We start from the raw sequence: 14,664 nt of genomic DNA, 5'->3' as shown, positions 1-14,664 counted from the left end.
AAGTTGTAAACATTGGTTCATTGTGCAAAACATGTGATAACCCGCAATTCGACTGATTTACAGCCAACTAATAAAAAGTAGAAAAAAAACCAAAAATAGGTATAGGAAGTATGAAAAGTATTTTTAAGAACATTAAACTACAAACGGGAGATCAGCTATAGAAGCCGAAAATAGCGCCTGTTTTCAGCAAGTGTGACTAAAAATTTCTTCGCGCTGTTTTTTCGACGAAGTATAGTTTTGTTTTTGCAGGGAAGAGAGAAAATGGGAATAAGTGATTACAAAAATTTCAAAGTCTAACTCTGGTAGTGAGTGAGCTTAATAGAATTTATACAATGTTAGCGCGGATTGGACAGTTATAATTCACCCTTTCGGGGGACGATTGTAGCCCGGACTAGTCGGTGCAAGCGCAGTTTAGAACATGAAAATTTGGGTGTTCGCCGCCTAAAAAAGAGGAAGCGTCGATTTTAACAATCCAACTTTAACAAAATGAACATTTCCCCTTGACAATGAAACTTTTATGAATTATTTTCGTTCAAGTACTCACACCAAATTTAAGTCCATGTCTTCTCCAGAACTGATCATTGCGATCCAAAAGAACGACAAAGCCGCTAAAAGAACGGCGTTTGATACGTATTATGGTCAATTAGCCGCAATAGCCAACCGCTATTCTAAAAATGCAGATCAGGCTGAAGAAATGACCAACAGCGGATTTGCGACTTGTCTTCAAAAGTTACAGAATTTGCGAACTTCACAAGTTGCCGACCTGGATGCTTTTTTTGAGAAAGAATTTATTCAAGCCTGTATTGAGTTTGTAAAGAATGTGCGCTCAGAATACTACGTTTCGAGCACGGTTCATGCCACTGATGCCACCACTTCTAAAAACTACAATCTTTTTGAAAATAATGAGCTGATTGATTTTAACCACCTCGATACTGATGTTTTGGTTAAGAGTCTTCAACAAATGGTTCCTTCGCAGCGTTTGGTTTTTAACCTGCATGTAATTGATGGATATAGCCTGCTTGATGCGGCAGCCTTATTAGAGTCCAGCGAAGCTACAGCTAAAAGCAATCTCGAAAAAGCAAGATTTAATTTTCAGAAAAATATTGAGAAAAATTTAAAACAGATAAAGGCATGAGCAATTTTACTTACGAAATAGACGAGAGAAATCTTCGTCTTAAAATGAAAGAGTTCACGGTACCGGTTAAGGAAGAAGCCTGGCAGAAATTTGAGAGTTTCTCGGAAGCCACTGGGAATCAGAACCGCGAGAACCGCTTAAAGAATTTTAATTTCAGCCTGAACCGTAGCGTCGTTTTACCTTCTGTTTTCGGAGTTATTATTATTCTTTTCTCTTTTCTTCTAGTGAATTTCGTAAGTATCAAAAATCCTTCCCGGGTAAATGAACAAAAGGTTGAAATAAAACCTGTTGTAGCCTCCACGCCCGAACCTGTAGTTACATCAAAAGTTGAAACACTGGGACCAGTGCCCGTGGCAGAAGTAAAAGCAGAGCCTGCGCCGGTAATTGAAACCAAAGTGGAAGAAAAAGTAGCAGCCACGCCAGAGGTAAAAACAGAACAAACTATAGTTGCCCCTACAAAAGTTGAAACAACTACCGATGTTGTTTCGGACGAAGAAAAAGCCCGCTTAAAAGCAGAACGTCGCGCTGCAAGAGCAGCAGAAAGACAAAAATTAAAAGAGATCAGCCCAACTCCAATTTCTGAAGAGGGTGATTCTGAGGTGCGTCCTGATTAATTCGAGCCCTGTTTGCCAAAGATTTCGCAGAATTGCTGAAGCTTAAATAAAAAATTCACCTAGAACTATTTGCCTTTGGTAAATAATCGTCGCCGGCGAAATCACATCTTTTTACACTTTTTCAGCGAAATATATGAGATAAGCGTCCGTCTGAGAGAATATTTCCTTAGACCCGAAGTAAGAACTTGTAATTTTGTCGCATGAACGACATCCAATCAAGAAGCGACATAGAACTCCTCATTACTACTTTCTACGCTAATCTTTTAAAACTTGAAGACATAAAACCTGTTTTTGATGGCATCGATTTTCCGAAACACGTTCCCCACATAGTTTCTTTTTGGGCCCTGATTTTATTAGACGAGGAAGGCTATAAAGCCAATGTTTTCGATAAACATATTAATTTGCCTATTAAAACTTACATGTTTGATAAATGGCTGGAGGTTTGGATTAGAGCTGTAGACAGTCTATTTAATGGGGAAAGAGCTGATCTTGCAAAACAACGCGCAACCGTTTTAGCATTTACTTTTAAAAGTAAGTGGGAAAAGATGCACTAGGAACTTTGCCCGCGTTGGATAGAGTATACTAATCAATGTATACAAAAAGGGTGTGCCATTGGCAATGCTGCATGTGTGAAAGTCGTGCAATTAGTCTCGGAATACGAGCGGCCAAATTAGCGCAATTCGTCCCTTATCCTTATTTTTATGCCTCCTAAAATTTACATATGTCACAGGCAACAACTACAAGCACAAGCTTTCAAAATACTTTAGAATTCGCAAAACAAGCTGATCAAAACGATAAACTGAAAGGGTTTCGCGAACGTTTTTTAATGCCCCAACATGAAGGGAAAGACGTTGTTTATTTTACAGGAAATTCATTAGGGCTCCAACCTAAAACAACTCAAAGCTATTTGCAACAAGAGTTAAATGATTGGGCGAAATTTGGTGTAGAGGGGCATTTCCTTGCTAAGAACCCCTGGCTATCCTATCATGAATTGCTGACGGATAAAATGGCGAAAATTGTAGGGGCATTGCCTCAGGAAACTGTGATGATGAATCAACTGACTGTGAATTTGCATTTGTTGATGGTTTCATTTTACAAGCCAACAAAGTCACGCTATAAAATTTTATGTGAGGCAAAAGCTTTTCCAAGCGATCAGTATGCCTTACAATCGCAGGTGAAATTTCACGGGTACACTATCGAAGATGCTATTGTAGAAGTAGCGCCAAGAGAAGGCGAGTACCACATTCGGGAAGAAGATATTTTTGCTGCGATTGAAAAAAATAAAGAGTCTCTGGCTCTGGTAATGATTGGCGGAGTAAATTATTTTACCGGGCAGGTTTTCGATATGAAAGCAATTGCCGAAGTGGGTCACAAAGCTGGAGCTATCGTTGGATTTGACCTGGCACATGGTGCGGGGAATATCAAATTGCACTTACACGATTGGAATGTAGACTTCGCAGCCTGGTGCAGTTACAAATATTTAAACAGCGGGCCGGGTAGTGTAGCTGGAGCATTTGTTCATGAAAAGCATTTAAAAAATACGGAGTTACCATTGTTTGCTGGCTGGTGGGGACATGATAAAAAAACACGTTTTCTTATGGACAATACATTTGTGCCAATGGAAACTGCTGAACGCTGGCAATTAAGTAATGCTCCCATTTTCAGCATGGCTGCCTGCAGAGCGAGCCTGGATATTTTTGATGAAGTAGGAATGGATGCTTTGATAGCGAAAAGTAAAGACCTTGTGGCTTACCTGGAGTTTATTGTAAACGACATCAACAAACAAAAAAACAATTGCCTGGAAATCATTACTCCTAACGAAAACAGGGGCTGTCAGCTTTCAATAGTAGCAAATGGTTACGGTAAAAAACTTTATACTTCTTTAATTGAAAAGGGTGTTATTCCCGATTGGAGAGAACCTAACGTCATTCGTTGTGCCGCAATTCCACTTTACAATTCTTTTGAGGACATGTATAGATTTGGTGAGATTTTGAAAGAGTTACTATAAAAAAAAGAGTCAGGAAGTAAGACAATTTAATCTTGCGTCCTGACTCTTGCACCCTGAGGTGTTGCATCAATTGACTTTACTCATAGCATTCGCCAGATTCTTAGCGCTCGTAATATCCATCTTTACGCTACCAATAATGATATCTGCTTTGGCCCGCATTACGATGTGGTTATTGTCGTCGCTTATCCAAACGTTGAGGTCTTCCTCTTTTTTAAAAATACGTCCTTGTTGAACGATGGGACGAAATTTTAGACAACGAAATTTTCCAATATCGGTTGAGATCACTTCTTTCTCAATAAATTTGATTTTTAATGGCCAGATTTCTTTGTCTAAGAAACAATTTAAAGTATAAGTGTCGCCCGGTTTAGCATTACTCAGATCAAGGTTGCGGGCATAATAAAATGCGCTCACCATATCCTGGATGCCACTTGGAATATCGAATTTTTGATTGTTACCTACATCTACCTTTTTAGTATAGTGGTTAAACATATAATCCTGACTGAATTTAAAACCATCTTCATCCACCCGGCGTACAAACATCCAGGGTAAAAGAGCGTCTTTATCCATATAAGTTTCATAACGGTCGCGCACTTTAAAAAACCAGTCGGCAGAACCTGTTGTAAAACCAGTTCCCACAATATGGTAAACCTGGCGACCACTGATATTCATAATATCAGGTTTAACTTCTAAAACGGCGCCACCGGCATTTAAAAGGCCGTAGTGCATGCGGTAGGTTAAAATTTCACCTTCTTTAAAAGCTATATTTTTTTTAGCGGGAAGAAAATCCGGCGGAACAGTTTGCGACAATTCCGTCAATTTTTGAGTATGCGGCTTAGAGAACTTAGCGGACGATAAAATCACCACAGCAACCACGCTGCAAAGAAGAACTATACCTCTGTCTATTTTCATACCCTTTATACGCAAACGCTGTGCCGTTGTTGAGTGCCGGCAGATTAAAATTTGTTAATTAAAGATAGGAGTTTTTTCCTTTCTTCGGTTAACGAGCTGTACAAAGATTTATTGCTTAATATTCGCTTTATACCCAGGGTTTTCTTTAAGAAGGGATGATAGTAAAGACTGAAATAGCCACACATGATCATAACAAAACACATTCCAAAAGGCCAAAGTACATTTGGTGAGAGCCAGTAAATAAGCATAAACCAAAGTACGTAATTGATCCAAAAGATAAACATGCTCGATCCAATGGCGATAGACGAGTAAAACTCTTTGAATTTAATGACCTTTTTAGCAAGGAGGTGGGTGGAGATCAGGGGAAGGTAGTTGCCCAGCAATCCCGCAATGTATAGCGGCAAAGTAAGTAATAAGGCCAGGATCCTTAAAACAAGAAACAGACTATTTACCTGCTGGTTTTGTTTAGGATTGATGAGCCAGTCTTTTAATTTATTTTGTTCTAAAACCTTAAAATAGTGTTTGGATAGAACCCTTGCTTCGGTAACAAGTTCGGGATTTGCTTCATTTGCCAGGTTTACTTTTTCAGTGAGTTGTTTTAAAACCTGAAAATCATGATCCAGATTTCTAAAATCCAGACCTTGTTCACGCAGCAGATCTTTTTTGTAAAGTAGTTCCACCTGCAACACGAACTCGTCATTTTGCTTATCGTTGATATGCGTAATAAGCTCTTTCATTTTTGGCTCCAGCACCTGAAGAAACTTGTTGTAAGTACGTGCGGGATTCTCCTCATAATCGGCCATAAAGTCTTTTACTACTATGGGCTCTCCAATGTTATAAAAAATATCACTTCTGAATTTGTCAGGCTTGGTGTAATTTACTCCAATGGGTACAACAACCAGGTTTTCGGTTTTTAAGGCCTCATAAGCCCCAAAAACCATCCTGGCGACACCTTTTTTAACAGGGCGCAACCTTCTTTCCTGAATGCATAATCCCTCAGCAAAAACTATCACCTTGCCGTTTTTGCTCAAAAGATGATTTACGCGGCGGTAGGCTTCGTCATTTTTCTTTAAACCCTCTTTACCCCCATCCTGAATTCTGAAAATGGGTACGATGCCAATCTTTTCAAGGATATAGGCTATTAATCCCGGTTTAAAAGCGTCTCCACGTGCCATATAAAATACGCGTTGCGGATAGGAGAGGTAAGCTATATAAATTGGATCGGTAAATGCATTAGGATGATTCATAGCGATAATTACTGGTCCTTTTACAGTAATTGCATCCAGATTTTTTATCTGTGTTCTTTTATAAAAAACAGGTAAAAGAAAGGTTATTAAATAGCGGAGTGTATGCCAGATCATTTTTTAATTTGAGGTCAAAAATAAGCTAATTTTTCTAACACAACTTTTAACATTTTGTTAGTAACATTTGCAGCATTTTACACCCCGGAATCCGCAATTTTTCAGTATATTTAAAGGATAATATAAAATATACAGATAGAGCAATTTATGTCAGAAGTTACAGCAGCAAAAGAGAATTACGGAGCCGATAATATTCAGGTTTTAGAAGGGTTAGAAGCGGTTAGAAAACGTCCATCTATGTACATCGGTGATACAGGTTTTAAAGGCTTGCATCATCTTGTTTATGAAGTTGTAGATAATTCAATTGATGAGGCTTTAGCAGGCCATTGTAAAAATATTTCAGTTTCTATTCTTGAAGGAAATTCAGTTCGCGTAAAAGATGACGGACGTGGTATTCCTACTTCCATTCATCCTAAGTTAGGCGTAAGTGCTTTAGAGGTTGTAATGACTGTGTTGCACGCGGGTGGAAAATTTGATAAAGACACTTATAAAGTTTCTGGTGGATTGCACGGAGTAGGTGTTAGTTGTGTAAATGCCTTATCTACTTTATTAAAAGCGGAAGTTCACCGTGATGGAAAAATAACGGTACAGGAATTTAACATAGGTAAACCAATGTATCCAGCAAAAGAAGTTGGTGAAACAACAGATCGCGGAACCATTGTAACCTTTACACCTGATACAAGTATTTTCACTGTTCACGAGTACAATTATACAACGCTTGCTAACCGTATGCGTGAGTTATCTTTTTTAAATAAAGGAATCTCGATTACTTTAACGGATGAACGTACAAAGGATGAAAACGGCGCGTTTTTATCTGAAGTGTTTTATAGTCAGGGAGGCTTGCGCGAATTTGTATTGTATTTAGATGATGCAAAAGAAAAAATTATTGAAGAGCCAATTTACATGGAGAACGACAAAGGTGTTATTCCTGTTGAAGTTGCCATGATGTATAACAACTCTTACAGTGAAAACATTCAGAGTTATGTAAATAATATTAATACACACGAAGGAGGAACGCACTTAGCAGGTTTCAGAAGAGGTTTAACACGTACTTTAAAATCTTATGCTGAGAAAAACGGTCTTCTTCAAAAAGTAAAATTTGAAATTAGTGGGGATGATTTTCGTGAAGGCTTAACTGCGGTAATCTCCGTTAAAGTTCAGGAGCCTCAATTTGAAGGTCAGACCAAAGGTAAACTCGGAAATAACGAAGCTATCGGAGCAGTGGATCAGGCTATCAGTGAAGCGCTTTCAAATTATTTAGAAGAACATCCAAAACAAGCGCGTACGATTGTAGATAAAGTTATTTTAGCTGCAACGGCCCGTCATGCTGCCCGCAAGGCCCGCGAGATGGTGCAGCGTAAAAGCGTTATGAATGGTTCTGGCTTACCGGGTAAGTTGGCAGATTGTGCAAGTGGTGATCCTTTCGCCTGCGAATTGTTTTTAGTTGAGGGTGATTCGGCAGGTGGAACAGCTAAACAAGGCCGTAACCGGGAGTTCCAGGCAATCTTGCCTTTGCGTGGTAAAATTTTAAATGTAGAGAAAGCATTAGAGTATAAAATTTACGAGAATGAGGAGATAAAAAATATCTTCACTGCGCTGGGAGTTTTTCGCGGGACAAAAGAAGATGAGCGTGCATTGAATCTTGATAAATTACGTTACCATAAAATCGTTATCATGTGTGATGCCGATGTCGATGGTTCTCACATTACAACTTTAATTTTGACATTCTTTTTCCGTCACATGAAAGAGCTTGTGGAAAAAGGGCATGTTTATATTGCTTCCCCTCCATTGTATTTGGTAAAAAAAGGAAAAGAGCAATCGTATTGCTGGAATGAAACAGAGCGTGATATAAAGATCAAAGAATTTGGTGGTGAGAAAACAGACAGTGTGCACGTACAACGATATAAAGGTCTTGGTGAAATGAACGCCATACAATTGTGGGAAACTACTTTAGATCCATCAACGCGTACTTTACGCCAGGTTTCTATTGACAGTGCTGCTGAAGCAGACCGTGTATTCAGTATGTTAATGGGAGATGAGGTTCCACCACGTCGTGAATTCATCGAAAAAAATGCCAAGTACGCAAAAATTGACGCTTAACCTTTAAACCCTCTTCCCATGCCAGCGATTAGTAAGCTTATCCTGCTTTTTCTTATCCTGGCATGTGCTAGTTGTGGCGTTTTTAAAGAAGATTCCAGCGTACATGATCTGCCGGATGGCGAATACCGGTCAAAAGTTTTCGCAAAAGCAAAAGTCTATGTTGAGAATAGAGGCGACTCTATTGTAGTTCACAAATTAAGTAAAGTGAACGGTGATTTTGTAGCAGATACTATTAAACCCTTTGTAAAAATTTTCGTTTGCAAAACAAATGAAAAAGTAAACACACAGTATTATCATTCACTAAGTTTTGATTTGGACGCTCTTACTATTCCTTTTAAATACCGCCCTGAAACAAAAAGCCTTCCACAACAATTTACAACAAGTTTAAATGGTGCAGCGTATCTTGGAATCAGAAAAGATTTTTACAGGATAAAGTATAGCAAACATTTTTTTAATTATTACGAGCGCGAATCCCACCATTATGCCATCTCGCTCGGAGGCTTTACGGGCTTTGGATCTACGGCAATGAATCCCTGGGTAACCGATTATAATATCAATTCTGAATACGAAGGTGTAGTGTGGTTAAAAGGTGCTGCACTTATTATGGCTGTTGGAAAATACACTTCAGGTGTGTCAATCGCATGGGATAATTTATTAGATAAAAATAGCAAATACTGGATCTATGAGCGTAAACCCTGGATTGGCCTGGTTTTCGGCTTAAATTTAAATTAGTGCATTTTAGCTCTAAAATCATATCAAAGAGATAAAGTAGTTTGATTTCCGGTAAAACAATATTTATTTGTGCACTCGATTGGGGTTTGGGCCACGCTACACGCTGTGTTCCAATCATCCGTAAATTGATCAAGAACAACAAGGTTATTATCGGTACAACAGCTCTGACCGAAAAAATTTTTCAACTGGAGTTTCCGCATTTGCAAAGAATAGCAATGCCAGCGTACAATGTCCGGTATTCTTCCGTACTTCCGGTTTGGTTGAAATTATTAGTTTCTGGTCCGCGTATTTTTAGAGTAATAAAAAAAGAGAATGAGCTTATACAACGACTTATTTTGGAGCACAAGATTGATGTAGTTATAAGTGATAATCGCTTTGGATTATTTTCAAAAACCACACACAGTATCTTCATAACACATCAGGTTTTTTTAAAAACTCCTTTTGCAAATAGTATAGCGCAAAGCATAAATAAAAAATACATCCTCAATTTTAATGAAGTCTGGATCCCAGATTACGAAAGAGAAGCGCAAAGTCTTGGCGGAGAACTTTCACATGGAAAACATTTTCATGCGACTATAAAATATATAGAACCGCAATCACGTCTTCAAAAAAAAAATCCGGCGAAAATAAAATACGATTACCTGATTTTACTTTCCGGTCCGGAACCTCAGTATTCAATTTTGAAAAATTTACTGTTGCAAAAGGCAGAGCAACAGCCTGAATTACTTTTCGCTTTCGCAATGCCTGTGGAGCTTGCAGCAGGGCAGAATATTCCCAGTCATATACAGGTGTTTTTTTCAAAGGAAAAAAACATCCTTTCAGATTTAATTAATGAGAGCGCTACTGTGATTTGCAGAAGTGGTTATAGCACATTAATGGATCTTCATCTACTGGACAAAAAAAAATTAATACTGATTCCTACACCTGGTCAAACTGAACAGGAATATCTTGCCGACTACTGGGAGAAGACATTTGGAGCCAGAAAATGCGCACAGGAAAAACTAAGAAGTCTGAAATTCTAATGAGGGCAAAAAACAATCAGGAGCATAGACCATTTAGAATTTAAATGGTGAAAGATTCGGGCATAAAAAAAGCGTTCTCATTCAGAACGCTTTCTTTTAAATCAATTTGAAAATTAAAACTCATTAACCCCCTGAACGGTTGTATACTTCATGGTATACTTAACTCCCGGATTAATGTATTTATAAGCACTGTGGCTCATTAATGCAGCTTCGTGGAAACCACAAAGAATTAATTTTAATTTATTTTTATAAGTATTTATATCGCCAATAGCATAAATGCCTTCGATGTTAGTGCTGTAGTCATCAACATTTACTTCAATAGCATTTTTATCAAGATTAAGTCCCCAGGCTTCAATCGGACCAAGTTTGGGACTTAGACCAAACAATGGAATTAAATGTTGTGTAGCAATACTGTTTTTTTCCTGCGTTTTAATGTTTAGGGTTTCGATACTTTCCAATGTTCCGTTGCCGCTTACAGAACCAATGGTAGAATTAAGAAGTAATTTAATTTTACCCTTAGCAGCCAGGTCCATAACCTTATTAACGCTATCTGGAGCTCCACGAAAACTCTCACTTCTATGGATCAGTGTAAGTTCGCTGCAAACATCACTCAGAAAAATAGTCCAGTCTAATGCGCTATCCCCGCCACCTGCGATTACCATTTTTTGATCGCGGTATTTTTCAGGATCAAGAATCATGTAGTTAACTCCTTTGCCATTTTCAAAATTTTCGAGCCCTGCAATTTCAGGTTTACGAGGTTCGAAACAACCCAGGCCGCCAGCTATAACTACGGCTTTTGCTTCTACCTGTGTACCCATATTGGTTGTTACCAGAAAATCACGTTCACCTCTTTTTTTAACTGACTCAATTCTTTCGCCAAGTGTAAAACCAGGCTTGAAAGGTTCTGCTTGTTTCAACAAATTGTCGATTAATTCCTGTGCTAAAACGGATGGATAGCCCGGGATATCGTATATAGGTTTTTTAGGATAAATTTCAGAAAGCTGACCGCCAATTTGCGGAAGATAATCGATAAGATGACAGCGCATTTTGAGCAGACCTGCTTCAAAAATTGCGAATAAACCCACTGGTCCTGCCCCAACAATAACTAAATCTGTGTGAATCATTTAGAAAATTTTGGCAAAGGTAGCTTATTTTTGAATAGCCTTAATCCAAAAAAATTTAAAAACCGACGACGTATCACTTAAATCGGCGGCAAAAATAGAGGCTTGGATATGCAATTTTTGTGCCTGCCATAAAATCAAAATATGTGACCACTTGTAAGATAAAATAGTGTTAAATGCCCATTTTTTACAGTCGTCTGAATAAAATTCATTATTTTTAGCCAATTAAAATAAATTAAGGACAAATGAAAAAACAACTACTATCAATTATTGCCTCTGTTGCTGTAAGCACTGTGTTCGCGCAGGTTGCTTCTCCATCATGGGCGACCAATCAACACGCCATATTCCCTAACCCTACTACTGCACTGCTTCCATCTGTAAAAATTATGGATGCTGTTGATGCGAATGTTGTTTGGGTTACAGGTTGGGATCTGAACGCTCCAAGTCGTAATTATAACTGGTATTCACGTAGTATTAACGCGGGTGTTACCTTTAGCGGTGGAACTATTTACAGTGATACAAATACTTATGTAATTGGTAACATGGAAGGTATCGATGCAAACACTGCATGGGTTTGTGCCTTTAAAAAAGTTGGTCCGGGCTCTGGTCAAGGTGGTGGAGCAATTCACAGAACTACTAACGGTGGAGCAACCTGGTCTAACATGACTGCTTCAGGTATGTTTACAAATACCACTTCATTTGCAAATTTTATAACATTCTTAACTCCTTCAGTAGCTATAGCTAATGGTGACCCGATTAATGGTGAGTTTGAATTATGGAGAAGTACAGATGCAGGTCTTACCTGGTCTTTAACTCCAGGAGCAAACATTCCTAATCCAACTTCTGGTGAATTTGCCATTGTAAATCTTTACGCAAAAGTAGGAACATCTAACTTATGGTTTGGAACTAATGGAGACAGAATGTTCCGCACTACGGATGCAGGGATTACTTATAGTGCTTCTCCAGTAAGTGGAATAGCAACTAACACGATTACTGAAATTGCTTTTTCAAGTCCTTTAAACGGGGTTTGTATCGAAGTTAACGCTAGTTCTGTTCAGGAATTATGGCATACATCTGATGGTGGGGCTACATGGTCACAAATTTCTCCGGTTCCAACAAATATGGGTACCTGGGATATCACTCCGATACCGGGAACAGGATACCTCGTTTCTTATGACGCTGGTACAAATTCAAAAATTTCTTATTCATCAGATAATGGAGTAACCTGGACTGACTGGGGTAGCACAGGTATACCTTATGTAACTGGCGATTTCGTTGATGGTACCACTGGATGGGCAGGCGGAATTGATTTTACAGACGCTAACTCTAACAATTTTACAAATGTTTGGAAATACACTGGTACCGCTATCAGCGGAACAGTATCTCCTTCAGCAGCTTTCTCTTTACCTCCAACAATTTGTATCGGAAGTTCGGCTTCAACTGTTGTTCCTGTAAATACTTCTTTGGGTTCGCCTTCTTTAAGCTATAGCTGGTCTGTAGTTGGTTCTGGTGCAACTTTATCAAGTAACACAGCTTCGGCTCCAACGATTACTTTCCCTTCTGCAAATGTTTACACGGTAGTTTTAACTGCAACTAACACTATTGGAGCTAACACAAGTTCTTTCGTAATTAACGTTATTGCTTGTTCAGCTCCTGTTTCTAGTTTCTCAGTTGCAAATGCTTGTAACAACGTTTCTGTTGTAACTAACAACTCAAGTACTGGTTCTCCTTCACCAAGTTATTTTTGGTCGGTATCGCCTTCAAACGTTACCATTACTCCGTCACCGGTTGCAGCTAATCCAGCATTTCTTTTTAGTACTACAGGAACTTATTCAATTACTCTTGTAACAACTAACGCTACTGGTTCTACTTCAACTACACAAACTGTAAGTGCTGCACCATGTGTTGCAACTGGCTCAATTGGATTTAACTTTAACTGTAATGCGAACCGCACATTTACTACAAATGCAAGTTTTGCTAACCCGGTAGGTGGAAGTATGACTTACACCTGGAGTGTTGCACCTTCTGCAAACGTTACTTACACAGGTGGTGTATCTTCTTCTAACGTAAGAGTTGGTTTAGGCGCTGCGGCTACAGGTGACTATACTATTACAGTGAAAGTAAGAAATGCTTCAGGAACTGCTACCATTACACAGGTAATCACTCAAGAAATGTATACTTGTAATTATGTAGGTCTTGCTGAAAACACTAGCCTTTCAAATGTACTGTCTATCTACCCTAATCCAGCACACGATCAAATTTCGGTTTCTCTTCCTGCTTCTGTAGATACGTACAAAGTAAAATTAACTAACATTCTTGGTGCTGTTGTTTACGAAGACAAAGCTGTAAAAAACACAAAAGAAAACGTTATTAATTTATCAAATAAACCTAAAGGTGTTTATTTCCTAACGGTTGAAACGAATAACGAAAAAGCTACTAAAAAAATCGTTATAGAATAATTTTCAAAAATTTAATTAAAGCCGCTTCACAACTGGAGCGGCTTTTTTAGTATTATAAATATGCGTATAGTTTTTATGGGCACTCCCGAATTTGCGGTAGCCAGCCTCGAGAGTCTTCTGAAAAATAATTTTAATATTGTTGGTGTTGTTACTGCGCCAGATAAACCTGCCGGTAGGGGGCAACAGCTACACCAGTCGGCAGTTAAAAAATTTGCTTTAGAAAATAATCTAAAAGTTCTCCAGCCTGAGAAATTAAAAGATCCGGATTTTATAAATGAACTGAAAAATTTGAACGCAGATTTGCAGATTGTTGTAGCATTCAGAATGTTGCCCGAAGTAGTTTGGAACATGCCTACACAAGGCACTTATAACCTTCACGCTTCACTGTTGCCCAAATATCGCGGTGCAGCGCCTATTAACTGGGCCATCATAAATGGCGAAACAGAAACTGGGGTAACCACATTTAAACTTAAGCATGAAATTGATACAGGCAATATTTTATTCAAAGAAAAAGTACCGGTAACCGAAACAATGAATGCCGGTGAACTTCACGATGTATTAATGAAAACAGGCTCTGAGTTAATTGTAAAAACGGTAAGAGCCATTGAAGAAAGTACGAATGCTAAAATAGCACTAACTTTCCTCGAACAGAACGATAAAGAAACGTGTCACGCTCCAAAGTTATTTAAAGAATCTTGCAGGATAGACTGGGAGAAACCAGTGATTGAAATTTATAATCTTATCAGAGGCTTAAGTCCGCACCCAACTGCTTACACGGAGATACACGCTGAGGGCCAGGCTCCATTGTCGTTAAAACTATTTAGCAGTAAGTACACAGTTATTTCTCACGAGAATACTAACGGTTCTCTGCTTACCGATAACAAAACCTTTTTAAGAGTTTTCGCAGGCGAGGGTTATCTCGATATTACTGAGCTTCAGTTACAAGGGAAAAAGAGAATGATGGTGGCTGATTTTCTTAGAGGATTTAAAGTAATTTCGGGCACAAGGCTGAGCTGATGTAAGTTAATTTGCAAGGGCTACGCAGTAATCAGGGGCTTCAGGCCTTACTAATAAGCCTCTGTATTGCATTTAGTGGGCTGAACCCTTGTTAGAAGCTAGATACAGCCCGTACTTATCAACAAAATGCCAATTTATCAACAAAAACGCCGCTTTTTGGAGCGCAGGACTTGACAAACGCGGTTT

The 14,664-nt window shown here is 38.7% G+C and carries 13 protein-coding genes; 9 read left to right on the top strand and 4 right to left on the bottom strand.

Annotated features, from left to right (window positions below; genetic code table 11):
- Positions 1 to 517: 517 nt before the first annotated feature.
- The 4 genes from CNR22_07720 (at position 518) to kynU (ending at position 3,757) form a co-directional block, all read left to right on the top strand.
- Complete coding sequence (locus tag CNR22_07720) at positions 518 to 1,135, top strand: hypothetical protein (protein ID PBQ31660.1); 618 nt, start codon at positions 518 to 520, stop codon at positions 1,133 to 1,135.
- Entirely contained in the window at positions 1,132 to 1,749 is a 618-nt protein-coding gene (locus CNR22_07715; protein ID PBQ31659.1) for a hypothetical protein, read from the top strand. Before CNR22_07720 ends, CNR22_07715 begins: the two co-directional genes overlap by 4 nt.
- A gap of 200 nt (positions 1,750 to 1,949) precedes the next feature.
- Entirely contained in the window at positions 1,950 to 2,303 is a 354-nt protein-coding gene (locus tag CNR22_07710; protein PBQ31658.1) for a sec-independent protein translocase TatC, read from the top strand.
- 167 nt (positions 2,304 to 2,470) lie between these two features.
- Complete coding sequence (gene kynU, locus CNR22_07705) at positions 2,471 to 3,757, top strand: kynureninase (protein PBQ31657.1); 1,287 nt, start codon at positions 2,471 to 2,473, stop codon at positions 3,755 to 3,757.
- Between the two features lie 66 nt (positions 3,758 to 3,823).
- Here the strand turns inward: kynU and CNR22_07700 are convergent, their stop codons facing one another.
- Positions 3,824 to 4,666, bottom strand: coding sequence for an ATP-dependent exonuclease (locus CNR22_07700; protein ID PBQ31656.1), 843 nt, complete (start codon positions 4,664 to 4,666; stop codon positions 3,824 to 3,826).
- Between the two features lie 44 nt (positions 4,667 to 4,710).
- On the bottom strand, positions 4,711 to 6,027 hold the full coding sequence (locus CNR22_07695) for a hypothetical protein (GenBank protein PBQ31655.1): 1,317 nt from the start codon (positions 6,025 to 6,027) through the stop codon (positions 4,711 to 4,713).
- 147 nt (positions 6,028 to 6,174) lie between these two features.
- On the opposite strand from CNR22_07695, the gene gyrB reads away from it, so the two are divergent.
- From gyrB to CNR22_07680, 3 genes are read left to right on the top strand one after another with little or no spacing between them, the layout of a single operon-like run.
- On the top strand, positions 6,175 to 8,127 hold the full coding sequence (gene gyrB, locus CNR22_07690) for a DNA topoisomerase (ATP-hydrolyzing) subunit B (GenBank protein ID PBQ31654.1): 1,953 nt from the start codon (positions 6,175 to 6,177) through the stop codon (positions 8,125 to 8,127).
- 18 nt (positions 8,128 to 8,145) lie between these two features.
- Positions 8,146 to 8,859, top strand: coding sequence for a hypothetical protein (locus CNR22_07685; GenBank protein PBQ31653.1), 714 nt, complete (start codon positions 8,146 to 8,148; stop codon positions 8,857 to 8,859).
- A gap of 41 nt (positions 8,860 to 8,900) precedes the next feature.
- Positions 8,901 to 9,881 carry a glycosyltransferase gene (locus CNR22_07680; protein PBQ31652.1) on the top strand — a complete coding sequence of 327 codons (981 nt, stop codon included), beginning with the start codon at positions 8,901 to 8,903 and terminating at the stop codon, positions 9,879 to 9,881.
- Between the two features lie 113 nt (positions 9,882 to 9,994).
- On the opposite strand, the gene CNR22_07675 is transcribed toward CNR22_07680, so the two are convergent.
- Together CNR22_07675 and CNR22_07670 are read right to left on the bottom strand one after the other, a co-directional pair.
- The gene (locus CNR22_07675; protein PBQ31651.1) at positions 9,995 to 11,005 is read right to left on the bottom strand and encodes a ferredoxin--NADP(+) reductase; all 1,011 of its coding nucleotides are present in this window, start codon (positions 11,003 to 11,005) and stop codon (positions 9,995 to 9,997) included.
- Between the two features lie 24 nt (positions 11,006 to 11,029).
- The gene (locus CNR22_07670) at positions 11,030 to 11,227 is read right to left on the bottom strand and encodes a hypothetical protein (GenBank protein PBQ31650.1); all 198 of its coding nucleotides are present in this window, start codon (positions 11,225 to 11,227) and stop codon (positions 11,030 to 11,032) included.
- A gap of 20 nt (positions 11,228 to 11,247) precedes the next feature.
- On the opposite strand from CNR22_07670, the gene CNR22_07665 reads away from it, so the two are divergent.
- Both CNR22_07665 and CNR22_07660 read left to right on the top strand, forming a co-directional pair.
- On the top strand, positions 11,248 to 13,461 hold the full coding sequence (locus CNR22_07665; protein PBQ31649.1) for a hypothetical protein: 2,214 nt from the start codon (positions 11,248 to 11,250) through the stop codon (positions 13,459 to 13,461).
- A gap of 60 nt (positions 13,462 to 13,521) precedes the next feature.
- Positions 13,522 to 14,478: a methionyl-tRNA formyltransferase gene (locus tag CNR22_07660; GenBank protein ID PBQ31648.1), complete on the top strand. Its 957-nt coding sequence runs from the start codon at positions 13,522 to 13,524 to the stop codon at positions 14,476 to 14,478.
- Positions 14,479 to 14,664 lie beyond the last annotated feature (186 nt).

This window comes from Sphingobacteriaceae bacterium (assembly GCA_002319075.1).
Taxonomy (GTDB): domain Bacteria; phylum Bacteroidota; class Bacteroidia; order B-17B0; family Aurantibacillaceae; genus Aurantibacillus.
The sequence above is the reverse complement of the archived record's forward strand: the minus strand, read 5'-3'. Positions and strand labels throughout refer to the sequence as shown.